This is a genomic window from Halomonas sp. THAF12, from assembly GCF_009363675.1.
GTDB lineage: Bacteria > Pseudomonadota > Gammaproteobacteria > Pseudomonadales > Halomonadaceae > Halomonas > Halomonas smyrnensis.
Window position 1 is genome coordinate 3,257,067 of the sequence record NZ_CP045399.1, and the last position, 21,848, is coordinate 3,278,914.

General features: G+C 68.9%; 21 protein-coding genes. 8 read left to right on the forward strand and 13 right to left on the reverse strand.

All coding sequences use genetic code 11. The features are described 5' to 3' along the window. Position 1: 1 nt before the first annotated feature. From FIU88_RS15055 to FIU88_RS15080, 6 genes are all read left to right on the forward strand, one after another. Positions 2 to 2,680 carry a [protein-PII] uridylyltransferase gene (locus FIU88_RS15055; RefSeq protein WP_016853446.1) on the forward strand — a complete coding sequence of 893 codons (2,679 nt, stop codon included), beginning with the start codon at positions 2 to 4 and terminating at the stop codon, positions 2,678 to 2,680. Positions 2,681 to 2,824: 144 nt separating this feature from the next. Next, complete coding sequence (gene dapC / locus FIU88_RS15060; RefSeq protein ID WP_152479760.1) at positions 2,825 to 4,024, forward strand: succinyldiaminopimelate transaminase; 1,200 nt, start codon at positions 2,825 to 2,827, stop codon at positions 4,022 to 4,024. 15 nt (positions 4,025 to 4,039) lie between these two features. After that, positions 4,040 to 4,378: an arsenate reductase gene (locus FIU88_RS15065; RefSeq protein WP_016853444.1), complete on the forward strand. Its 339-nt coding sequence runs from the start codon at positions 4,040 to 4,042 to the stop codon at positions 4,376 to 4,378. A gap of 42 nt (positions 4,379 to 4,420) precedes the next feature. Beyond that, a complete protein-coding gene (gene dapD, locus FIU88_RS15070) occupies positions 4,421 to 5,446 on the forward strand; it encodes a 2,3,4,5-tetrahydropyridine-2,6-dicarboxylate N-succinyltransferase (protein WP_016853443.1) in 1,026 nt (341 codons plus the stop codon). A gap of 51 nt (positions 5,447 to 5,497) precedes the next feature. Further along, complete coding sequence (gene dapE / locus FIU88_RS15075) at positions 5,498 to 6,673, forward strand: succinyl-diaminopimelate desuccinylase (protein ID WP_016853442.1); 1,176 nt, start codon at positions 5,498 to 5,500, stop codon at positions 6,671 to 6,673. 7 nt (positions 6,674 to 6,680) lie between these two features. Then, positions 6,681 to 7,067, forward strand: a complete 387-nt coding sequence (locus tag FIU88_RS15080) for a hypothetical protein (protein ID WP_152479761.1) — start codon at positions 6,681 to 6,683, stop codon at positions 7,065 to 7,067. Between the two features lie 295 nt (positions 7,068 to 7,362). Here FIU88_RS15080 and FIU88_RS19545 read toward each other — a convergent pair whose 3' ends face one another. Next, positions 7,363 to 7,827: a cold-shock protein gene (locus FIU88_RS19545; protein ID WP_016853440.1), complete on the reverse strand. Its 465-nt coding sequence runs from the start codon at positions 7,825 to 7,827 to the stop codon at positions 7,363 to 7,365. Positions 7,828 to 8,010: 183 nt separating this feature from the next. Here FIU88_RS19545 and FIU88_RS15090 point away from each other — a divergent pair, with 183 nt between their 5' ends. After that, positions 8,011 to 8,256 carry a SlyX family protein gene (locus FIU88_RS15090; protein ID WP_046078374.1) on the forward strand — a complete coding sequence of 82 codons (246 nt, stop codon included), beginning with the start codon at positions 8,011 to 8,013 and terminating at the stop codon, positions 8,254 to 8,256. Between the two features lie 32 nt (positions 8,257 to 8,288). On the opposite strand, the gene trxB is transcribed toward FIU88_RS15090, so the two are convergent. The 3 genes from trxB to FIU88_RS15105 form a co-directional block, all read right to left on the reverse strand. Next, the gene (gene trxB / locus FIU88_RS15095) at positions 8,289 to 9,239 is read right to left on the reverse strand and encodes a thioredoxin-disulfide reductase (protein ID WP_016853438.1); all 951 of its coding nucleotides are present in this window, start codon (positions 9,237 to 9,239) and stop codon (positions 8,289 to 8,291) included. 133 nt (positions 9,240 to 9,372) lie between these two features. After that, complete coding sequence (locus FIU88_RS15100) at positions 9,373 to 9,975, reverse strand: peroxiredoxin (protein WP_106487812.1); 603 nt, start codon at positions 9,973 to 9,975, stop codon at positions 9,373 to 9,375. A 171-nt stretch (positions 9,976 to 10,146) separates the two neighbouring features. Further along, on the reverse strand, positions 10,147 to 10,356 hold the full coding sequence (locus FIU88_RS15105) for a CPXCG motif-containing cysteine-rich protein (protein WP_016853436.1): 210 nt from the start codon (positions 10,354 to 10,356) through the stop codon (positions 10,147 to 10,149). Between the two features lie 171 nt (positions 10,357 to 10,527). On the opposite strand from FIU88_RS15105, the gene acnA reads away from it, so the two are divergent. Then, positions 10,528 to 13,275: an aconitate hydratase AcnA gene (gene acnA / locus FIU88_RS15110; protein WP_152479762.1), complete on the forward strand. Its 2,748-nt coding sequence runs from the start codon at positions 10,528 to 10,530 to the stop codon at positions 13,273 to 13,275. A 120-nt stretch (positions 13,276 to 13,395) separates the two neighbouring features. On the opposite strand, the gene FIU88_RS15115 is transcribed toward acnA, so the two are convergent. The 9 genes from FIU88_RS15115 to radC all read right to left on the reverse strand — a co-directional run bounded on the left by FIU88_RS15115 (position 13,396) and on the right by radC (position 21,728). Then, complete coding sequence (locus tag FIU88_RS15115) at positions 13,396 to 15,075, reverse strand: NAD-dependent malic enzyme (protein WP_016856541.1); 1,680 nt, start codon at positions 15,073 to 15,075, stop codon at positions 13,396 to 13,398. 132 nt (positions 15,076 to 15,207) lie between these two features. After that, positions 15,208 to 16,233, reverse strand: coding sequence for a tryptophan--tRNA ligase (locus FIU88_RS15120; RefSeq protein WP_016856542.1), 1,026 nt, complete (start codon positions 16,231 to 16,233; stop codon positions 15,208 to 15,210). A gap of 216 nt (positions 16,234 to 16,449) precedes the next feature. Continuing rightward, a complete protein-coding gene (ald, locus tag FIU88_RS15125; protein ID WP_152479763.1) occupies positions 16,450 to 17,565 on the reverse strand; it encodes an alanine dehydrogenase in 1,116 nt (371 codons plus the stop codon). Positions 17,566 to 17,764: 199 nt separating this feature from the next. Then, positions 17,765 to 18,085, reverse strand: a complete 321-nt coding sequence (locus FIU88_RS15130; RefSeq protein WP_152479764.1) for a DUF2007 domain-containing protein — start codon at positions 18,083 to 18,085, stop codon at positions 17,765 to 17,767. Positions 18,086 to 18,149: 64 nt separating this feature from the next. Further along, entirely contained in the window at positions 18,150 to 19,346 is a 1,197-nt protein-coding gene (locus FIU88_RS15135) for a class I SAM-dependent rRNA methyltransferase (protein ID WP_016856545.1), read from the reverse strand. A gap of 106 nt (positions 19,347 to 19,452) precedes the next feature. Then, the gene (gene mutM / locus FIU88_RS15140; RefSeq protein WP_152479765.1) at positions 19,453 to 20,274 is read right to left on the reverse strand and encodes a bifunctional DNA-formamidopyrimidine glycosylase/DNA-(apurinic or apyrimidinic site) lyase; all 822 of its coding nucleotides are present in this window, start codon (positions 20,272 to 20,274) and stop codon (positions 19,453 to 19,455) included. 123 nt (positions 20,275 to 20,397) lie between these two features. Continuing rightward, positions 20,398 to 20,553: a 50S ribosomal protein L33 gene (rpmG, locus tag FIU88_RS15145; protein ID WP_016856547.1), complete on the reverse strand. Its 156-nt coding sequence runs from the start codon at positions 20,551 to 20,553 to the stop codon at positions 20,398 to 20,400. 24 nt (positions 20,554 to 20,577) lie between these two features. Next, positions 20,578 to 20,814: a 50S ribosomal protein L28 gene (rpmB, locus tag FIU88_RS15150; RefSeq protein WP_035592734.1), complete on the reverse strand. Its 237-nt coding sequence runs from the start codon at positions 20,812 to 20,814 to the stop codon at positions 20,578 to 20,580. Between the two features lie 239 nt (positions 20,815 to 21,053). Next, positions 21,054 to 21,728 (reverse strand): DNA repair protein RadC, encoded by a 675-nt coding sequence (gene radC, locus FIU88_RS15155; RefSeq protein WP_016856549.1) that lies wholly within the window; start codon positions 21,726 to 21,728, stop codon positions 21,054 to 21,056. Positions 21,729 to 21,848 lie beyond the last annotated feature (120 nt).

Here is a 21,848-nt window from a genome sequence, read left to right on the forward strand (position 1 = left end):
CATGCTGCTGCACCACTACGCCTTCACGCCCGACGAGAGCCTGTTCGACGTCGAGGACTTCCGCGCCGAGCTGACCGGCAGCCGATCGCCGATCGCGCCGTTCAAGGCGGCCCTGGCCACGATCCAGGCGCGCCTCGACGAACGCTTCCACGCCGGTGCCGACATCCGCGACCTGGTGCACGGCCGCGCCTGGTGCCTCGACCGCCTGCTGGCGCTCGCCTGGCAGCAGCATGACTGGCCCGACGGCATCGCCCTGCTCGCCGTGGGCGGCTACGGCCGGGGCGAGCTGCATCCCCGCTCCGACATCGACCTGCTGCTGCTGCTCGAGCACGATGACGACGAGCCGTTCCGCGAACCGCTGACCGCCTTCATCACCTTCCTGTGGGACATCGGCCTGGAGATCGGCCACAGCGTGCGCTCGCTCTCCGACTGCGAGCGCGAGGCCGCCGCCGACGTCACGGTGATCACCAACCTGCTCGAATCGCGCACCCTGGCCGGCCCCGAGCGGCTGCGCGAGGCCATGCAGGCGCGCATCGCCACCGACCGACTGTGGCCGGCGGACCGCTTCTTCGAGGCCAAGTGGCAGGAGCAGATCGCCCGCCACTACCGCTTCAACAACTCCGAGTATCACCTCGAGCCCAACATCAAGAGCTCGCCCGGCGGGCTGCGCGACATCCAGATGATCGGCTGGGTCGCCAAGCGCCACTTCGCCACCGAGCGCTACGAGGACATCGTCGACATCGGCTTCATGAACGACGCCGAGCTGCGCATCCTCAGCCAGGGCCAGGCCTTCCTGTGGCAGGTCCGCTATGCCCTGCACATGCTCACCGGGCGCGCCGAGGACCGCCTGCTGTTCGACCACCAGGCCACCATCGCCGAGCTGTTCGGCTATCAGGACACCCCGGAGCGCCTCGCCGTCGAGCAGTTCATGAAGCGCTACTACCGGCATGTGACGGCGCTCGCCGGGCTCAACGACATGCTGCTGCAGCACTTCGACGAGGCCATCCTGCGCGACGGCGAAGAGCTCGAGACGGTGCCGCTCAATGCCCGCTTCGAGATCACCGGCGGCTACATCCAGGCCCGTTCGCGGACGGTGTTCCGCGAGGCGCCCTCGGCGCTGCTCGAACTGTTCCTGCTGATGGCCGAGCACCCCGAGATCGAGGGCGTGCGCGCCGACACCATCCGCCTGATCCGCGATCATCGCCACCTGATCGACGACCGCTACCGCGAGGACCCGCGCCACCAGCGGCTGTTCATGGCCCTGCTGCGCTCCAGCGGCAACGTCGCCCGTCAGCTCAGGCGCATGAACCGTTACGGCGTGCTCGGCAAGTACCTGCCGGTGTTCGGCCAGGCCGTGGGGCTGATGCAGCACGACCTGTTCCACATCTACACCGTGGACGCCCACACCCTGCGCCTGCTCAAGTGCTTCCACAACTTCCGCAAGGCCGAGGCCCGCGAGACCTACCCGGTGGCCGCGGTGCTGATCCAGCAGCTGCCCAAGCTGGAGCTCTTGTGGATCGCCGGACTGTTCCACGACATCGGCAAGGGCCGCGGCGGCGACCACTCGATGATCGGCGCCCGCGACGTGGAGGCCTTCGCCGCCCTGCACGGCCTCTCCGTCCGCGACACCCGGCTGGTGGCCTGGCTGGTGGAGCATCATCTGCTGATGTCGATGGTCGCCCAGAAGCGCGACATCAGCGACCCGGAGGTGATCAGCGAGTTCGCCCGCGAGATCGGCGACGAGACACGCCTCGACTATCTCTACGTGCTGACCGTGGCCGACATCACCGCCACCAACCCCACGCTGTGGAACGGCTGGCGCGCCTCGCTGCTGCGCCAGCTCCACGCCGAGACCAAGCGCGCCCTGCGCCGCGGGCTCGAGAACCCGATGGAGCGCGACGACTCGGTGCGCGAGACCCGCGACGAGGCGCACTCGCTGCTGGCCACGGTGGGCGCCGACATGGACCGGGTCGACCGGCTGTGGGAGTCGCTGGGCGAAGACTACTTCCTGCAGTACGCCCCCAGCGAGATCGCCTGGCAGACCCAGGGCATCCTCGACCACCAGGGCAGCGAGCTGCCGCTGGTGATGATCAGCGCCCCCACCGCCGACATGGCCGAGGGCGGCACCAAGGTGTTCATCCATACCCGCTCGGTGGACAACCTCTTCGCCGCCACCTCGGCGGCCATGGAGCAGCTCGGCCTCTCGGTGCACGACGCCCGCATCGCCACCTCGAGCAACGACTGGACGCTCAACACCTTCATCGTGCTCGACGACGACAACCTGGCGATCCGCGAACCGGCGCGGCTGGAGGAGATCCGTCGCCACCTGGTGGAAGAGCTCGACGACCCGGACGACTACCCGCAGATCGTCAGCCGTCACACCCCGCGCCAGCTCAAGCACTTCCGGGTGCCGACCCAGGTCATCATCGAGCAGGACCCGACCGGCGGCCGCACCCTGCTGGAGCTCACCGCCCCGGACCGTCCCGGCCTGCTGGCCCGGGTCGGGCGCATCTTCATGGAGCAGGACATCGCCCTCTCGGCGGCCAAGATCGCCACCCTGGGCGAACGGGTCGAGGACGTGTTCTTCATCACCGACCGGGCCGGCGATCCGATCACCGACCCCGAGCGCCAGCAGCGCCTGCGCGAGCGGCTGATCGAGACGCTCGATATCCGCGGCTGAACGGCGCCAGGCGCCGGGTCAGCCTGCGCAGCGTCTCGCGTTTGAGGCCCCACCGGGGGTTCCCTATAATCGGCGTCTTGCCCAGCGCTCGATCGAACCACAAGCATCATAACGACGCCGATAACGGCCCCCACTGGACGCACCATGAACCCCGATCTCGACGCCCTGCAGCCCTATCCCTTCGAGAAGCTCGCCGCTCTCAAGGCCGACGTGACGACGCCCGAGGACCTGGCGCACCTCCCGCTGACCATCGGCGAGCCGCGCCACGCGCCCTATGCCGGCGCCCTCGAAGCGCTGACCACGCACATCGGCGACATGGCCCGCTATCCGGCCACCCCCGGCATGCCCGAGCTGCGCGGCGCCATCGCCGACTGGGCCCGACGGCGCTTCGCCCTCGAGGGCCTCGACGCCGAATCCCAGGTGCTGCCGGTCAACGGCACCCGCGAGGCGATCTTCGCCTTCGTCCAGGCGGCGCTGGACCGCAGCCGCCCGGCGCGGGTCGCGGTGCCCAACCCCTTCTACCAGATCTACGAGGGCGCCACCCTGCTGGCCGGCGGCACGCCGCTCTATCTCGACTGCCGCGCCGAGCACGGCTTTCGTCCCGATCTCGACGCCGTGCCGGCCGAGACCTGGCGCGACGTGCAGATCGTCTTCACCTGCTCGCCGGGCAACCCCACCGGCGCGGTGACGCCGCTCGACGAGCTCAAGAAGCTGATCGCCCTGGCCGACGAGCACGACTTCATCGTCGCCGCCGACGAGTGCTATTCGGAGCTCTACCTGGACGAGGGCGCCCCGCCCCCGGGCCTGCTGCAGGCCTGCGCCGAGCTCGGCCGCCACGACTACCGGCGCTGCCTGGTGTTCCATTCGCTGTCCAAGCGCTCCAACCTGCCGGGGCTGCGCTCGGGGTTCGTGGCCGGCGACGCCGCGCTGCTGGCGGCCTTCCGCCGCTACCGCACCTATCACGGCTGCGCCATGTCGCTGCCGCTGCAGCACGCCTCGATCGCCGCCTGGAACGACGAGGCCCACGTGCGTGCCAACCGCGACGCCTATCGCGAGAAGTTCGCCGCGGTGACCGAGATTCTCGCCCCGGTGATGGACTTCCCCGCGCCCGAGGCCAGCTTCTACCTGTGGCCGGCGGTGCCCGGCGGCGACGACGAGGCCTTCACCCGCTCGCTGTTCGCCGAGCAGCACGTCAGCGTGCTGCCGGGCAGCTACATGGGCCGCCCCGGCGCCAACGGCGTGAACCCCGGCGCCGGCCGCATCCGCCTGGCGTTGGTGGACGAGCTCGACGCCACCGTCGAGGCCGCCCACCGCCTGCGCCGCCACGTCGAACGACACGCCTGATCAGGAGAGACCGCCATGATGACGCTGTTCGGCATCAAGAACTGCGATACCTGCCGCAAGGCGCGCAAGGCCCTGGAAGGCCAGGGGCAACCCTTTCAGTTCCACGACCTGCGCGAGGACGGCCTGTCCGCCCCGCTGCTCGAGGACATCCTCGAGCGGGTGCCGGTGCTGACCCTGCTCAACAAGCGCAGCACCACCTGGCGCCAGCTGCCCGACGAGGACAAGGCCGACATCGATGGCGACAAGGCCCGCCGGCTGATGATGGCCAACCCCACCCTGATCAAGCGCCCGCTGCTCGACACCGGCGACGACATCCTCGTCGGCTTCCGCGACGGCGACTACGACAATCTCTAGGCGGCCACGCGGCCGACCTGCCCCCCATCGAGAGGACCCCACATGCTCAGCTTTGCACTCGGAATCGGCACCCAGAACACCCAGGGCGACTGGCTGGAGATCTACTACCCGGCGCCGCTGCTGAACCCGGACGCCGCCCTGGTCGAGGCCGCCGCCAAGGTGCTCGACGCCCCCGCCGGCAACGCCGCCGTCAGCTTCCTGCCCGAGCAGTGCACCGCGCTCGCCGAGGCCCTGAAGGCCGCCGGCCACGCCGACCAGGCCGAGCTCGCCGAGGCCATGGCCGCCAGCCGGCGTCCGCTGGTGGCGACCTTCATCGCCGAGGACCTGCCGCCGCAGAGCGCCCCGGAGGTCTACCTCAAGCTGCACCTGCTGTCGCACCGCCTGGTCAAGCCCCACGGCACCGACCTGACCGGCATGTTCGGCCTGCTGCGCAACATCGCCTGGTCCAGCGAAGGCCCGATCGACATCGAGGAGCTGCCGGCCCGCCGCCTCAAGGCGCGCCTCGAGGGCCGCACCCTGTCGGTGGACTGCGTCGACAAGTTCCCCAAGATGACCGACTACGTGGTGCCGACCGGCGTGCGCATCGGCGACACCGCCCGCGTGCGCCTGGGTGCCTACCTCGGCGAGGGCTCCACCGTGATGCACGAGGGCTTCGTCAACTTCAACGCCGGCGCCGAAGGCCCGGGCATGATCGAGGGCCGCATCTCCGCCGGCGTGATGGTCGGCAAGGGCTCCGACCTGGGCGGCGGCTGCTCCACCATGGGCACCCTGTCCGGCGGCGGCAACATCATCATCAAGGTCGGCGAAGGCTGCCTGATCGGCGCTAATGCCGGCATCGGCATCCCGCTGGGCGACCGCTGCACCGTCGAAGCCGGCCTCTACATCACCGCCGGCGCCAAGGTCGCCGTGCTCGACGACCAGGGCCAGGAAGCCGAGGTCGTGGCCGCCCGCGAACTGGCCGGCCAGGACGACCTGCTGCTGCGCCGCAACTCCCAGAACGGCCGCATCGAGTGCCTGACCAACAAGAGCGCCATCGCACTCAACGAAGCCCTGCACGCCCACAACTGAGCCCTGCCCCGGCGCCTCACGGCGCCGGGGTGCGGCCCGCCGGAATCCCGCATGACCTCGACCAGCTCCGACCCCACGCTCTCCCCGACCCTCGAACTCGCCATGGCGCTGATGCGCCGCCCCTCCGTGACCCCCGACGACCTGGGCTGCCAGGACCTGATGATCGAACGCCTGGAGCGCCTGGGCTTCGCCGTCGAGCGCCTGCCGTTCGGCGACGTCGAGAACTTCTGGGCGGTGCGCGGCCATCACGGCCCGGTGCTGGCCTTCGCCGGCCACACCGACGTGGTGCCGAGCGGCCCCGAGGTGAACTGGGAGCACCCGCCCTTCGCGCCCTGCATCGATGACGACGGCATGCTGTGCGGCCGTGGCGCCGCCGACATGAAGGGCAGCCTGGCCGCCATGGTCACCGCCGTGGAGCGCTTCGTGACCGCCCACCCCGATCATCCGGGGCGCCTGGCCTTCCTGATCACCTCCGACGAGGAAGGCCCGGCGGTGGACGGCACCCGCGCCGTGGTCGAGCACCTGCGCGAGTCCCACGACCGCCTCGACTACTGCATCGTCGGCGAGCCCTCCTCCACCGACCGGCTAGGCGACGTGATCAAGAACGGCCGGCGCGGCTCGCTGGGCGGCGTGCTGCACGTCAGGGGCGTGCAGGGCCACGTGGCCTACCCGCACATGGCGCGCAACCCGATCCACGAGGTCGCCCCGGCGCTGGACGCCCTGGTGCGCGAGCACTGGGACGGCGGCAACGCCTTCTTCCCGGCGACCAGCTTCCAGGTCTCCAACATCCGCTCCGGCACCGGCGCCACCAACGTGATTCCGGGCGAGGTGGAAGTGGTGTTCAACTTCCGCTACTCCACCGCCCTGACCCACGAGACGCTGCGCCAGCGCACCGAGGCGATCCTCGAGGCCCACGGCCTGGACTTCCACATCGACTGGACGCTCAACGGCGAACCCTTCCTGACCTCGGAAGGCGCGCTGGTGGAGGCCGCGGTCGGCGGCGTCGAGGACGTGATGGGCCATCGCCCCGAGCTGTCCACCGCCGGCGGCACCTCCGACGGCCGCTTCATCGCCACCCTGGGCAGCCAGGTGGTCGAGCTCGGCCCGCGCAACGACACCATCCACAAGGTCAACGAGCGGGTCCGCGCCGCCGACCTGGACGACCTCAGCCGGGTCTATGAAGCGATCATGACCCGGCTGTTCGTCGACGGCACGTCACGCCCCTGAGGACACCATGGAACGCTATCCCGACATCGAGATCTATCTGGCCCGCGTCGAGCCCGACGCCCTGAACGCCTGGCTCGGCGAGACCCTCGACGCCGCGCCGCTGAAGCCGGCCGGCAAGCACCGCTGGCGCACCCAGGGCCGCCACGACGGGGCCGAGATCCCGGTGCTGCTGGTCGAGAAGGCCGCCGACGGCTTCGCCAGCCTGTGGCTGGACAGCGCCGAATCGCCCTGGCCCACCGACGGCGACCTCGCCCGCGCCGCCGCCGCGCGACTCGGCTGCGAGGTGCGCTGCTCGCTGGGCGGCTGGCAGCCCGGCGACGACCCGGACCGCTTCCTGCAGGTGCTGCCCGACGGCTTTGAAGCCACCATCGACTGGCCCGACTCGGGGCAGTGATCGCTCGACGGCCGATGAGCGCCGGTGACAAGGCGGAGCGAGGTTTTTTTGCCATGGGTGAGGCGATTCTCGACGAACGGGCTGGCCCATGGATGGCCAGCACCGGTCCTGCAAGCGAAGCAGGATGCGAGAGCGCTGCAGGGCAAAAGGTGCCCCCAAAGACGGGGTTACAGCGCCCTCGCGCAGGCTTGTGACCGGATCAGCTCATCATGCGGCCAGAACGGCGGCTCTTGAAACGACATCGCCCCGCGGATGCGGGGCGATGTCGTTGGCGAAGGCTAAAGCCTGACGCTCTTCACGTGATGACCGTCACGTCGTCGGCCTGCAGACCTCTGTCATTGCGCGAGACGTGATACTTCACCTTCTGACCCTCGGCCAGGGTGCGATGACCGCGGCCGCGGATGGCACGGAAATGGACGAAGACATCCTCGCCGCTGTCGCGGGTGATGAAGCCATAGCCCTTGTTGACGTTGAACCACTTGACCTCGCCGATCTCGCGGCCGTCGTCCTCGACCTCGGCGATGTTGGACAGCTGGGGCGTCAGGGCGTTGATCGCCAGGGTGGCCACCAGCATCAGCAGGAAGACCGCCAGGGCCGCCGCGACATAGACCACCGCCAGGCCGCCGACCTCGAGGCTGGCAAACAGCTCGCGGGACAGCTCACCGCCGGTGAGATGGACGAACAGCGCGATCAGCAGCGGCGCCGGCGCGGCCAGCAGCAGACTGACGATACTGCAACGAAACACGACCTTTCGATTCATAAACCTCGGATGCTCTCTTGTCGTAGGGAACGGATGTGATGGGGGCGAGGCACCGAACGGCACGAAGGCCGCCCTCGACCCGACTGCGTCGGCACCATGCGAACCATCGGTGAACGCCAACGATGCGGACAGGCCACGGCAGGCCGCGCCAGGATGAGCTTGACACGGCATAAGGAGTCTATCATGCACGACGACGACACGCCCTCCGACGCGGCGGCGCGACTGGAGGCCCTGGAGAGCCGGCTGGCCTACCAGGAACACTGGCTGGATACGCTGGACCGCACGGTGGCCGCCCAGGAAAAGCGCCTGATGCAGCTGGAGCGCCTCAACGAGCTGATGCAGCACAAGCTGCGCGAGCAGCGTCAGGCGCTCCAGGAGGCGGATACAGCGACACCCCGCCCGGAGGACGAGGTGCCGCCGCATTACTAGCGATGGCTCGGGCCCGCCAGGCGGGCCCAGGCTCAGAGCGTTTCCAGATAGCGCTCGGCGTCCAGGGCCGCCATGCAGCCGGTACCGGCGGAGGTCACCGCCTGGCGGTAGACGTGGTCCATGACGTCGCCAGCGGCGAACACGCCCGGCACGCTGGTGGCGGTGGCGTTGCCCTCGAGGCCGGACTGCACCTTGATGTAGCCGTTGGCCATGTCCAGCTGGCCCTCGAAGATGCCGGTGTTGGGGCTGTGGCCGATGGCGATGAACACGCCCGGCGCGCCGATCTCGCGCGTGCTGCCGTCCTCGGTGGACTTCAGCCGCGCCCCGGTGACGCCGGTGTTGTCGCCCAGCACCTCGTCCAGGGTGTGGTTCCAGATCAGCTCGACGTTGCCGTTCTCGGCCTTCTCGAACAGCTTGTCCTGGAGAATCTTCTCGGCGCGCAGGCTGTCACGGCGATGGACCAGGGTGACCTTGGAGGCGATGTTGGAGAGATACAGCGCCTCTTCCACGGCGGTGTTGCCGCCGCCGACCACCACCACTTCCTGCTGGCGATAGAAGAAGCCGTCGCAGGTGGCGCAGGCGGACACGCCCTGGCCCATGAACCGCTGCTCGGAGTCCAGTCCCAGGTAGCGAGCGCTGGCACCGGTGGCGATGATCAGCGCGTCGCAGGTGTAGGTGCCGTTGTCGCCCTTCAGGGTGTAGGGCTTCTCGCGCAGCTCGACCTCGTGGATATGGTCGAACAGCACCTCGGTCTCGAAGCGCTCGGCATGGCGCTTCATGCGCTCCATCAGCTCGGGGCCCTGCACGCCGGTGTCATCGCCCGGCCAGTTGTCCACGTCGGTGGTGGTGGTCAGCTGGCCGCCGGCCTGCATGCCGGTGATCAGCAGCGGCTTCAGGTTGGCGCGGGCCGCGTAGACGGCGGCGGTGTAGCCGGCCGGACCGGAGCCGAGGATGATCAGGCGTTCGTGGCGTGCTTCGCTCATGGGAAACCTCGCAATTCTCGAAAGGGGTGGAGCAACGGGCTTGGCGATGGCGGCGAGCCGTCGGCATCGCGAAGGCCGCTGTGGGGGACGCGAGGGGCGGCCCGCAGGCCGCCCCAGAGGACATCACACGGGCTTAGAGGGCGCCGGCGTGGTTGCCCAGGTAGCTCGCGACACCTTCGGCGGTGTCCTTCATGCCTTCCTGGCCTTCGTCCCAGCCGGCCGGGCAGACTTCACCGTTCTGCTGGTGGAACTGCAGGGCCTTGACCATGCGCAGCATCTCGTCGACGTTGCGGCCCAGCGGCAGGTTGTTGACGACCTGGTGCTGGACGACGCCGTTCTCGTCGATCAGGAAGGAGCCGCGCATGGCGACGCCGGCTTCCGGATGCTCGATGCCGTAGGCCTGGGTGATCTCGTGCTTGACGTCGGCCACGATCGGGAAGCCGACTTCACCGATGCCGCCCTTCTCCGGCGAGGTCAGGCGCCAGGCGTGGTGGGTGAACTGGGAATCGATGGAGACACCGATCACCTCGACGCCGAGCTCCTTGAACTGCGCCAGACGGTTGTCGTGGGCGATGATCTCGGACGGGCACACGAAGGTGAAGTCCAGCGGCCAGAAGAACAGCACGCGGAGCTTGCCGTTGCTGTCGGACAGCTTGAAGTTGTCGACGATCTCGCCGTTGCCAAGGACGGCGGCGGCTTCGAAATCGGGTGCTTGACGTCCAACCAGTACGCTCATGCAGATCTCCTTGAGTGAGTGATGACATTCATCGGGGGTAGAAGCGGAATGCCCACGCTAGGTCAGGCATCCTCGCCGCACCACTGAAGCGAGTCAATGGCACGGATAGTCAAAATCGATGGCCGGCATCGGGGCGGCCCATGCGCGGCATGGCGGCTCACGGCACCGGTTTCACAGCACCTCGTCGTCGCGCCCCAGGGTCAGCGACTCGAGCTCGCCGCCGAGGAGCGACACCTCGATGCGCATCTGGATCGGCGAACAGCACTGCGGGCAGTCCTCCCAGGTCGTGTGGCTGCCCTGGGAAAGATCGACCAGCAGCTCGAAGCCGGTATCGCAGTAGGGGCAGCGCACCGCGTGGCTGTCCAGTGCTTCCTCGTGCACGATGTCCTCCCCGGCCGGATCACTGCCCCGTTAGATGGGGCGCCGCGGCCGTCTTTTCAAGGGCGCCGGGGTCAGCGTCGGCGCGATGGTTGAAAAGGCCATCTATCATGACCATGTAATCTATAGCGGACCAGGATGGTTCGATCTTACCCGCCGTGACAGGAGGACCCCATGAGCACTTCGTCCCTACCGGAGACGCTGCAGACCCTCGACGCCGCCGGCACCACCTTCCACTACCATAGCCTGCCCAAGGCCGCCGAGACGCTGGGCGACATCGAGCGTTTGCCGATGACGCTGAAGATCCTGCTCGAGAACCAGCTGCGCTTCGCCGATCAGGAAGGCGTCGAGCGCGAGGACATGCAGGCGCTGGTCGACTGGCAGAAGACCGCCTCGTCCGATCGCGAGATCGGCTACCGCCCGGCCCGGGTGCTGATGCAGGACTTCACCGGCGTGCCCGGCGTGGTCGACCTGGCCTCGATGCGCGCCGCGGTCGAGACCCTCGGCGAGCAGCCCTCGCGCATCAACCCACTGTCGCCGGTCGACCTGGTGATCGACCACTCGGTGATGGTCGACCACTTCGGCGATCCCAGCGCCTTCAAGGACAACGTCGCCATCGAGATGGAGCGCAACCGCGAACGCTACGAGTTCCTGCGCTGGGGCCAGCAGGCCTTCGACAACTTCCGCGTGGTGCCGCCGGGCACCGGCATCTGCCACCAGGTCAACCTCGAGTACCTGGGCAAGACGGTGTGGACCAGGGAGGAGGACGGCAAGACCTTCGCCTATCCCGACACCCTGGTCGGCACCGACTCCCACACCACCATGATCAACGGCCTGGGCGTGCTCGGCTGGGGTGTCGGCGGCATCGAGGCCGAGGCGGCCATGCTCGGCCAGCCGGTGTCGATGCTGATCCCCGAGGTGGTGGGCTTCAAGCTCACCGGCAAGCTGCGCGAGGGCATCACCGCCACCGACCTGGTGCTGACGGTGACCCAGATGCTGCGCAGCCGCGGCGTGGTCGGCAAGTTCGTCGAGTTCTACGGCGACGGCCTCAAGGACCTGCCGCTGGCCGACCGCGCCACCATCGCCAACATGGCCCCGGAATACGGCGCCACCTGCGGTTTCTTCCCGGTCGACGACGAGACCCTCACCTACATGCGCCTGACCGGCCGCGACGAGGAGCAGATCGCCCTGGTCGAGGCCTACTGCAAGGCCCAGGGCCTGTGGCGCGAACCCGGCGCCGAGCCGGTCTTCAGCGATACCCTCGAGCTCGACATGGGCGACGTCGAGGCCAGCCTGGCCGGCCCCAAGCGGCCCCAGGACCGCGTCAACCTGGCCGACATGCCGACGGCCTTCGCCAAGGTGATGGAAGACGACGGCAAGCCGCTCGAGGCGCCCTCCGAGAAGGGCAAGCTGATGTCCGAGGGCGGCCAGACCGCGGTCGGCATCGAGGAGAGCTACGAGCACCACGACAGCCAGCAGGTCGACCTCGAGGGCGAGGCCTTCCGCCTCGACCCCGGCGCGGTGGTGATCGCCGCCATCACCTCCTGCACCAACACCTCCAACCCCAGCGTGATGATGGCCGCCGGCCTGCTGGCGCGTAACGCCCGGGAGCGCGGCCTCGACACCAAGCCCTGGGTCAAGACCTCGCTGGCCCCCGGCTCCAAGGTGGTCACCGACTACCTGGCCGCCGGCGGCGTGCAGGACGACCTCGACGCCCTGGGCTTCAACCTGGTCGGCTACGGCTGCACCACCTGCATCGGCAACTCCGGCCCGCTGCCCGGCCCGATCGAGCAGGCCATCACCGACGGCGACCTGACCGTGGCCTCGGTGCTGTCCGGCAACCGCAACTTCGAGGGCCGCGTCCATCCCCAGGTGAAGACCAACTGGCTGGCCTCGCCGCCCCTGGTGGTGGCCTATGCCCTGGCCGGCAACGTGCGCAAGGACCTGGCCCGCGACCCGCTGGGCATCGACCGCGACGGCAAGCCGGTCTACCTGCAGGACATCTGGCCCTCCCAGGCCGAGATCGCCGAGGCGGTGGAGAAGGTCCGCACCGAGATGTACCGCAAGGAGTACGCCGAGGTGTTCGAGGGCGACGAGGTGTGGAAGGCCATCGACGTCCCCGAGAGCGAGGTGTACCAGTGGGACGAGGCCTCCACCTACATCCAGCACCCGCCGTTCTTCGACGGCATGGGCCGCGACCCCGCCCCCACCGAGGACGTCCACCGCGCCCACGTGCTGGCCATGCTCGGCGACTCGGTGACCACCGACCACATCTCGCCGGCCGGTGCCATCAAGCCCGACAGCCCGGCGGGCCGCTACCTGCAGGAGCGCGGCGTCAAGCCGGTGGACTTCAACTCCTACGGCTCGCGGCGCGGCAACCACGAGATCATGATGCGCGGCACCTTCGCCAACGTGCGCATCAAGAACGAGATGCTCGACGGCGTGGTCGGCGGCGAGACCCGCCACGTGCCCTCCGGCCAGCAGATGGCCATCTATGACGCGGCCATGCAGTACCAGCAGGAAGGCACGCCCCTGGTGGTGATCGCCGGCAAGGAATACGGCACCGGCTCCTCCCGGGACTGGGCCGCCAAGGGCACCCGGCTGCTCGGCGTGCGCGCCGTGCTGGCGGAGTCCTACGAGCGTATCCACCGTTCCAACCTGATCGGCATGGGCGTGGTGCCGCTGCAGTTCCCCGAGGGCGAGACCCGCGAGACCCTGGGCCTGACCGGCGACGAGCGCGTCTCCATCAAGGGCCTCGACGATCTCGCCCCGGGCGGCAGGGTCGAGGTGACGATCGAGAGCGACAAGGGCGAGCAGACCCTCGAGGCGCTGTGCCGCATCGACACCGCCAACGAGCTGGAGTACTACCGCCACGGCGGCATCCTGCACTACGTGCTGCGCAAGATGATCGGTTCGGCCTGACGGGGCCGCCTAGGCGGTTCGGCCTGATACGCTGATGCCACAGCACCATGAAAAAGCCCCCGCCGGGTCACCGGCGGGGGCTTTCTTGTGCGCGTTCGTTCTTGAGCTCGCCCAGCGGCCTCAGAAGGAGCGGCGACGATAGGCGCGATACTCCGGCGTCCAGAAGTTGCGCTCGATGGCGTGGCGCAGGGTCTGTTCGTCGGACTTCAGCGCCACGCCCTCGCGCTGGGCCTCGGCCCCCACCTCGAAGGCGATCGCCTTGGACAGCTCGCGGATGTCGGCCAGCGCCGGCAGCACCGCGCCCTCACCGGTCCTGGCGACCGGCGCCGCGTCGGCCAGCGCCCGGGAGGCGGCCATCAGCATGGTGTCGGTGATGCGCTTGGCGCCGGACGCCACCACGCCGAGGCCGATGCCGGGGAAGATATAGGCGTTGTTGCACTGGGCGATCGGGTAGGAGCGACCGTCGTGCTCCACCGGGGCGAAGGGGCTGCCGGTGGCGACCATGGCCTGGCCGTCGGTCCAGCGGATCACGTCCGCCGGCACCGCTTCGGCGCGGGAGGTCGGGTTGGACAGCGGCATCACCAGCGGCGAGGCGCAGCCGGCGTGCATGGTGCGGATCACCTCTTCGGTGAAGATGCCCTGCTGGCCGCTGACGCCGAGCAGCACGGTCGGCTTGACCCGCTTGACCACCTCCAGCAGCGACTGGCCGTCCCAGTCGGCGACCAGCGTCACTTCCTGGGCCAGGCGACGCTGGAAGTCGCGCAGCCAGTCCTGGTCGCCGGTCACCAGGCCCTCGCGGTCGACCATGTAGATGCGCTCGCGGGCCTCGGCCTCGGACAGGCCCTCGGTCTGCATGGCCACGACGATCTGCTCGGCGATGCCGCAACCGGCCGAACCGGCACCGACCACCGCCACGCGCTGGTCGCTGACGGTCTCGCCGCGGGCCTTGCAGGCCGCCATCAGGGTGCCGACACAGACGGAGGCGGTGCCCTGGATGTCGTCGTTGAAGCAGCACAGCTCGTCGCGGTAGCGGTCGAGCAGCGGCAGGGCATTGGCCTGGGCGAAGTCCTCGAACTGCAGCAGCACGTTCGGCCAGCGACGCTTCACGGCGGTGATGAACTCGGCCATGAAGGCGTTGTACTCCTCCTGGGAGATACGCGGATGGCGCCAGCCCATGTACATGGGATCGTCGAGCAGGGTCTGGTTGTTGGTGCCCACGTCGATCTGGATCGGCAGGGTGTAGGCCGGGCTGATGCCGCCGCAGGCGGTATACAGCGACAGCTTGCCGATCGGGATGCCCATGCCGCCGATGCCCTGGTCACCGAGGCCGAGGATGCGCTCGCCGTCGGTGACCACGATCACCTTGACGTTGTCCTTGGTCGCGCTGCGCAGGATGTCGTCCATGCGGTCGCGGTCGGGGTAGGACACGAACAGGCCGCGGTGATTGCGGTAGATGTTGGAGAACTCTTCGCAGGCCTGACCGACCGTCGGCGTATAGATGATCGGCAGCATCTCCTCGAGATGCTCGGAGACCAGGCGGAAATACAGGGTCTCGTTGTCGTCCTGGATGGCGCGCAGGTAGATGTGGCGATCCAGGTCGGTCTGGCACTGGCGATACTGGCGATAGGCCCGCTCCGCCTGCTCCTCGATGGTCTCGACGTTCTGCGGCAGCAGGCCGACGAGGTTGAACTCGAAGCGCTCCTCCCGGGTGAAGGCGCTGCCCTTGTTGAGCAGGGGCATTTCGAGCAGAGGCGGCCCGGCGTAGGGCACATAGAGGGGGCGCTTGGCTTCGCTGGTCATCAAGTTCTCTCTTTCCATGTCGGGAATGCGGGCCGTGGCGCTCTGCGGCGCCTTGGGGCGTACTCTACCACAACGGCGCCCCCGACCAGGGTCGGAGGCGCCGTTGTGGATCTCAACCTTGGGGCACCGTGGCTAGACGAACTGGCCCAGGCCGACCGCCTTGCGCAGGCGGTCCATGAAGGGCGCGGCCTCGGCCCGAGCGCGCTCGGCGCCCTGCTTCAGCACGGCCTCGATATGGCCGGGGTCTTCCAGCAGCGCCTGGTAGCGCTCGCGGGGCTCGCGCAGGTGGGCATTCAGGTATTCGAAGACGCGATTCTTGGCGTCGCCCCAGCCGATGCCGTTCTCGTACTCGGTGCGCATGGCCGCGGTCTCCTCGGCGCTGGCGAAGGCCGAGTAGATCTGGAACAGGGTGCAGGTGTCCGGGTCCTTGGGCTCGCCGGGCTCCAGCGAGTTGGTCTTGATCTTGCGCACCAGCTTCAGAAGCTTCTTCTCGGAGACGAACAGCGGAATGGTGTTCTCGTAGCTCTTGGACATCTTGCGACCGTCCAGGCCGTTGAGCACCTGGACCCGCTCGTCCACCACCGCCTCGGGCTGGGTGAAGTACTGCCCCTTGAACAGGTGGTTGAAGCGCCCGCCCATGTCACGCGCCATCTCGATGTGCTGGATCTGGTCGCGGCCGACCGGCACCTTGTTGGCGTTGAACATCAGGATGTCCGCCGCCATCAGCACCGGGTAGCCGAACAGGCCCATGGTGATGCCGCGATCGGGGTCGGGGCTGCCGGCCTCCTCGTTCTCCGCCACCGCCGCCTTGTAGGCGTGGGCGCGGTTCATCAGACCCTTGGCGCAGACGCAGGACAGCATCCAGTTCAGCTCGCCGATCTCGGGGATGTCCGACTGGCGATAGAAGATGGCGTTGTCGGTATCGAGCCCCAGCGCCAGCCAGGTGGCGGCGATCTCCAGGCGCGACTGCTGGACCCGCTTGGGGTCCTGGCACTTGATCAGCGCGTGCAGGTCGGCGAGGAAGTAGTAGGACTGGACGCTCGGGTCCTGGCTCGCCGCGATGGCGGGCTTGATGGCCCCGACGTAGTTGCCGAGGTGGGGCGTGCCGGTGGTGGTGATGCCCGTCAGCACACGGGTCTTGTCGGACGATGCGGTCATGAAAGCGGGACTCAGCTGACTCTCGAATGCCCGCTATGGTAACGCGGCGCCCCGGCCAAGGCGACCTGCCTGAGGCCGCCCGCGGGCTGATCCGGCGACAGGTCTACGAGGAGGCGCTGTGACCCCCTCCCTGGGCGCTACTTTTGCCGTCCATGGCAAAAACCCTCGCTCCGCCTTATCCCCGGCGCCCGCCAGCCATCGACTCGGTAACGGGAATCAGCCGATCAGCCGACCGGCCTCCACGTAGTCGAGCCCGAAGGCCTCGGCCACGGCGCGATAGGTCAGCTGGCCGTCGTGGACGTTGAGCCCCGCGGCGAAGTGGGCGTCGTCGGCCAGCGCCTGCCGCCAGCCCTTGTCGGCCAGGGCGACGACGAACGGCAGGGTGGCGTTGGTCAGCGCCTGGGTCGAGGTGCGCGCCACCGCGCCGGGCATGTTGGCCACGCAGTAGTGCACCACGCCGTCGACCACGTAGGTCGGCTCGGCGTGCGTGGTCGGCCGACTGGTCTCGAAGCAGCCGCCCTGGTCGATGGCCACGTCCACCAGCACGCTGCCCGGCTTCATCTCCGCCAGCATGGCACGGGTGATCAGCTTGGGCGCGGCGGCGCCGGGCACCAGCACGGCGCCGATGATCAGGTCGGACTCGCGCACCGCCTCCTCGAGGGCGTCGGCGGTGGAGAACACGGTCTTCATGCGCCCCTGGTAGCGGTCGTCGAGGGTCTCGAGGCGCGGGATGGACTTGTCCAGCACCGTCACCTCGGCCCCCAGTCCCAGCGCCATGCGGGCGGCGTTCTCGCCGACCACGCCGCCGCCGATCACGGTGACCCGCGCCGGCGCCACGCCGGGCACGCCAGGCAGCAGCACGCCGGCGCCGCCCTGGGCCTTCTCCAGGCTGTGGGCGCCGGCCTGCACCGCCATGCGGCCCGCCACGGTGCTCATCGGCGCCAGCAGCGGCAGCCCGCCGTCGGCCGCGGTGATGGTCTCGTAGGCGAGGCAGGTGGCCCCGCTTTCCATCAGCCCACGGGTCAGCTCTTGCTCGGCGGCCAAGTGCAGGTAGGTGAACAGCGTCTGCCCCTTCGAGAGCCGTGCGACCTCCTCCGGCTGGGGCTCCTTGACCTTGAGGATCAGCTCGGCCTCGGCCCATACCCGGGCCACGTCGGGCTCGAGGCGCGCCCCGGCGGCCTCGTAGTCGGCATCGGAAAAGCCCGCGCCCTCGCCGGCGCCGGCCTGAACGACCACCGCGTGGCCGCGGCCGATCAGCTCGCGGGCGCCGCTGGGCGTCAGGGCGACGCGGTATTCATGGTTCTTGATTTCCTTCGGAACGGCGATCTGCATGACGATCCTCCGCGGTTGGCCGATGGATGAGAATGGCTCACCACCTCATTACAGCACAGCAGAACGATCACGCAGACGGGCGCGCTTCAAAAGACAGGATTTTCAGGAAAGTGCCGAGCGACACAGGACGTCGTTCTGCCAGAAGGGGTTCACGCCACAATTCCCTCGACGACCAGACCTCGGCCCGAGGCGCCCGGCATCAGGGCCGGGAGCCGCCGCAGTTCCAGCAGGCGTCGAACGCGCCTTCCAGCCGCTCGCCACAGCCGGGGCAGGTCCAGGCCGGGCGGTCTTCGCGGCCGTCGAGGGCCTCGTGGATCAATGCCTCGGCCCGCACCCGATTGTGGGGGGCGACCCAGACCTCGGGCTCGCACTCCCCCGGCGGCAGCTCGCCGGCGCCGCCGCCCAGGGTCAGGTTGCGCCGCTCGACGGGGATGCCGGCGACCTCCAGCAGGTTGGCCACGTGGCCGACCAGCAGCGGATTGGTGTGAGAGAAGACGCGGACGAAGGCGAAGTCGTTCATGGGCACTCGCGGTCAGGAAAAACGGGGCGCGCCGGATGGCGCGCCCCGCTTCATCGGGCCTCGATCAATCGCGGAAGACGCGCACGCCGAGGGCCTTGAGGTAGGAGGTCTCGGGGATCGCCGGGTGCACCGGGTGATCCGGGCCCTGGTGGCCCTGGAACAGGATCTGGGCGTGGCGATCCTGGTGGCGGGCGGCGCCGCGCACGGTGTCCACCAGGCGCTCCGGCGCCAGATGCATCGAGCAGGAGGCCGACAGCAGCAGGCCGTCGCGGCCGAGCAGGCGCATGGCCTCGCGGTTGAGCTTGCCGTAGGCGCGCTCGCCGGCGGTGGTGTCCTTGCGCTTCTTGATGAAGGCGGGCGGGTCCAGGATCACCACATCGAACTGTTCGCCGTCGGCCTTGAGCGCGGCCATGGCCTCGAAGGCATCGCCCTCGCCCACCGCCACCTGCTCGTGCAGGCCGTTGAGGGCGGCGTTGTCGGCGACCCGCTCCAGCGCCGGGGCGCTGGCGTCCACGCACAGCACCTCGCTGGCACCGCTGGCGGCGGCCTGCACGCCCCAGCCGCCGACGTAGCTGAACAGGTCGAGCACGCGCTTGCCGGCCACCTGCTGGTTGAGCCAGGCGCGGTTGACGCGGTGGTCGTAGAACCAGCCGGTCTTCTGGCCGTCGAGCACCGGGGCGACGAAGCGCACGCCGTTCTCCTCGAGCTCCACCGCCTCCGGCAGCGTGCCCTTGACCACCTCGATCCGGCTCTCGAGGCCTTCCTGACGGCGGCCGGAGGTGTCGTTGCGCAGCACCACGGCGCTCGGCGAGACGACCTTGTCCAGGGCGTCGAGCAGCGGCTCGAGCTGGGCCTCCATGCCGGCGGTGTTGAGCTGCACCACCAGCACGTCGCCGAAGCGGTCGATGATCAGCCCCGGCAGCAGGTCGCCCTCGCCGTGCACCAGGCGATAGAACGGCTTGTCGAACATGCGCTGGCGCAGGGCCAGGGCCTGGTTCAGGCGATGAACCAGCAGCGAGCGGTCGAGCTGCATGCCCGGATCGCGGGACACCAGGCGCGCGCAGATCAGCGAGTGGGCGTTGACGTAGGCCACGCCCAGCGCCTTGCCGTTGGCGGCCTCGACCTGGGCCTGCTCGCCGGGGGCGAAGTCCTTGAGCGGCGTGGCCCGGGTGTCGATCTCGTTGGAGTACAGCCAGAGATGTCCCGCCTTGAGGCGGCGATCGGCGTTCTTCTTCAGGCGCAGTGAGCGTAGGGCGGTCATGTCGTGGCTCTCATCATGGAGGTCGTGGGCGTCGCTTCGTGGGCGTCGCAGGGACGTTCGGGGGATGCCGGCCTTGGGCCCGGTCATCGGAATCGGGTGGCGGCGCTCAGGTCTGGCACTCGCCGCAGAAGACGCTGGCCCGCTGGCCCAGGGTCACCAGGCGCAGCTCGGCGCCGCAGCGCCGGCAGGGTTCGCCGTCGCGGCCGTAGACGTTGAGCCGCTGGGCGAAGTAGCCCGGCTCGCCGGTGCCGCTGACGAAGTCGCGCAGGGTGGTGCCGCCCTGGGTGATGGCGGCGGCCAGCACCTCGCTGACCGCGGCCGCCAGGCGGTCGTAGCGCTCGCGCGAGATGCGCCCGGCGGCGCGACGGGGGTCGATGCCGGCCAGGAACAGTGCCTCGGCGGCGTAGATGTTGCCGACACCGACGACCACGGCATTGTCCATCAGGAAGGGCTTCACGGCCATGCGCCGCCGGCGCGACAGTTCGTACAGCCGCCCGCCGTCGAAGGCCTCGGAGAGCGGCTCCGGGCCCAGCTTCGCGAGACGCGCGTCGTGCTCGGCGTCGCCGGCCAGCCAGTCGACGAACCCGAAGCGCCGCGGGTCGTGGTAACGCAGCACCGCGCCGTCGTCGAGCACCAGGTCGACGTGGTCGTGCTTCTTGGGCAGCTCGCCGACCCGGGCGACGCGCAGGCTGCCGGACATGCCGAGATGCCACAGCAGCGTGCCGCCGTCGCCTTCCACGGGGATCAACAGGTACTTGGCACGACGCGCAAGCGGACCGATGCGCGCGCCCACCAGGCGGTCGACCAGGTCGTCCGGCACCGGCACCCGCAGGCGGGACTGGCGCACGATCACCTCGGTGATCTCGCGGCCTTCCACGTGCGGGGCAATGCCGCGCCGGGTGGTCTCGACTTCGGGCAACTCGGGCATGGAACGACCTGCTATCGGCGGCGTGCGGCGATCATACGCAAGAACCCGACCATCGGGCCGGGTTCTTGAGGACAGGCCGAGGCCTGCGGCGGAAGCGATCTCGGGAACCGCGGGGATCCCGACTTACTTGATCTTGGCTTCCTTGTACATCACGTGCTTGCGAACAACCGGATCGAATTTCTTCATCTCCATCTTGTCAGGAGTGTTCCGCTTGTTCTTGTCGGTGGTGTAGAAGTGGCCGGTACCGGCGCTGGACACCAGACGAATCTTGTCACGCATGAGTCTTCTCCCTTATGGAAACGCTTAGACGGTTTCGCCGCGTTTGCGAATGTCGCCGAGCACCGCTTCGATGCCCTTCTTGTCGATGATGCGCATGCCTTTGGAGGAGACGCGCAGCTTGACGAAGCGCTTCTCGGACTCCACCCAGAAACGGTGGCTGTGCAGGTTCGGCACGAAACGACGACGCGTCTTGCGCTGGGAGTGTGAAACGTTGTTACCAGTCACCGGGCGCTTGCCGGTAACCTGACATACTTTGGACATGAGAGCCTCCAACCGCTTGGCCAGGTACGAATACCTGATTGTTCAAAACCTGTCGGGCAAAACCGGGACGACCCCGCTGTCATTTGACCCAAGGGAATTCAAAGGCTGCACTTTATACCAGAGTCAACGTTGCCAGACAAGCGACGTGCAGAAATGTGCAGCGACATCGCCGGCCAACGTGGCCTCGGGGCCAGTCTCGGGCGAGCACGACTGCGTCTGCGGATTTTGATCGCGGCGGATTATAGCAGCCCTCGCTCGGCGAATGACACCACCTCGCCGTCGCCGACCACGAAATGATCCAGCACCCGGATCTCGAACAGCCCGAGCGCCTCCTTGAGACGCTCGGTGATGCGCCGGTCGGCATCGCTGGGCTCGGCCACCCCGGAGGGGTGGTTGTGGGCGAAGATGATCGCCCCGGCGCCCAGCTCCAGGGCGCGGCGCGCCACCTCGCGGGGATACACCGAGGCGCTGTCGAGGGTGCCGCGGAACAGCGACTCGAAGCGGATCACCCGATGCTGGCTGTCGAGGAACAGCGCCGCGAACTCCTCGTGGCCGAGATGGCGCAGCCGCGAGGCCAGGTAGGCACGCACCAGCGACGGCGAGGTCAACGCGTCCTCCCGCGCCAGCTGGCTGGCCAGGTGGCGCCGTGACAGCTCCAGCGTGGCCTGCAGCTGCACGAACTTGGCCTCGCCCAGCCCGCGCTCGGCGCAGAAGCGCCTGCGATCGGCCTCCAGCAGCGGCCGCAGGCCGCCGAAGGCCGACAGCAGGTCGCGGGCCAGGTCCACCGCCGAGCGCCCGGTCACGCCCACGCGCAGGAAGATCGCCAGCAGCTCGGCGTCGGAGAGCGCCTCCGAGCCCAGCGCCAGCAGCTTCTCCCGGGGGCGCTCGCCCTCCGGCCAGTCACGAATCGACATCCCGGCCTCCCTGCCCGCCTTTTCACGATGTCATTGTAGTCGAGGCGCGCGATCGGGCATCGGCCGCAGCACCAGGGGCGCCGGCAGCGAGTCGAAGAGGAGGTCCTATGCCATGGACGG

Bases quoted from the DNA above. Each gene is read 5' to 3' on its own strand.
- FIU88_RS15055 (WP_016853446.1), top strand. From the start codon at position 2: ATGCTGCTGCACCACTACGCCTTCACGCCCGACGAGAGCCTGTTCGAC.
- dapC (WP_152479760.1), top strand. From the start codon at position 2,825: ATGAACCCCGATCTCGACGCCCTGCAGCCCTATCCCTTCGAGAAGCTC.
- FIU88_RS15065 (WP_016853444.1), top strand. From the start codon at position 4,040: ATGATGACGCTGTTCGGCATCAAGAACTGCGATACCTGCCGCAAGGCG.
- dapD (WP_016853443.1), top strand. From the start codon at position 4,421: ATGCTCAGCTTTGCACTCGGAATCGGCACCCAGAACACCCAGGGCGAC.
- dapE (WP_016853442.1), top strand. From the start codon at position 5,498: ATGACCTCGACCAGCTCCGACCCCACGCTCTCCCCGACCCTCGAACTC.
- FIU88_RS15080 (WP_152479761.1), top strand. From the start codon at position 6,681: ATGGAACGCTATCCCGACATCGAGATCTATCTGGCCCGCGTCGAGCCC.
- FIU88_RS19545 (WP_016853440.1), bottom strand. From the start codon at position 7,827: ATGAATCGAAAGGTCGTGTTTCGTTGCAGTATCGTCAGTCTGCTGCTG.
- FIU88_RS15090 (WP_046078374.1), top strand. From the start codon at position 8,011: ATGCACGACGACGACACGCCCTCCGACGCGGCGGCGCGACTGGAGGCC.
- trxB (WP_016853438.1), bottom strand. From the start codon at position 9,239: ATGAGCGAAGCACGCCACGAACGCCTGATCATCCTCGGCTCCGGTCCG.
- FIU88_RS15100 (WP_106487812.1), bottom strand. From the start codon at position 9,975: ATGAGCGTACTGGTTGGACGTCAAGCACCCGATTTCGAAGCCGCCGCC.
- acnA (WP_152479762.1), top strand. From the start codon at position 10,528: ATGAGCACTTCGTCCCTACCGGAGACGCTGCAGACCCTCGACGCCGCC.
- FIU88_RS15115 (WP_016856541.1), bottom strand. From the start codon at position 15,075: ATGACCAGCGAAGCCAAGCGCCCCCTCTATGTGCCCTACGCCGGGCCG.
- FIU88_RS15120 (WP_016856542.1), bottom strand. From the start codon at position 16,233: ATGACCGCATCGTCCGACAAGACCCGTGTGCTGACGGGCATCACCACC.
- ald (WP_152479763.1), bottom strand. From the start codon at position 17,565: ATGCAGATCGCCGTTCCGAAGGAAATCAAGAACCATGAATACCGCGTC.
- FIU88_RS15130 (WP_152479764.1), bottom strand. From the start codon at position 18,085: ATGAACGACTTCGCCTTCGTCCGCGTCTTCTCTCACACCAATCCGCTG.
- FIU88_RS15135 (WP_016856545.1), bottom strand. From the start codon at position 19,346: ATGACCGCCCTACGCTCACTGCGCCTGAAGAAGAACGCCGATCGCCGC.
- mutM (WP_152479765.1), bottom strand. From the start codon at position 20,274: ATGCCCGAGTTGCCCGAAGTCGAGACCACCCGGCGCGGCATTGCCCCG.
- rpmG (WP_016856547.1), bottom strand. From the start codon at position 20,553: ATGCGTGACAAGATTCGTCTGGTGTCCAGCGCCGGTACCGGCCACTTC.
- rpmB (WP_035592734.1), bottom strand. From the start codon at position 20,814: ATGTCCAAAGTATGTCAGGTTACCGGCAAGCGCCCGGTGACTGGTAAC.
- radC (WP_016856549.1), bottom strand. From the start codon at position 21,728: ATGTCGATTCGTGACTGGCCGGAGGGCGAGCGCCCCCGGGAGAAGCTG.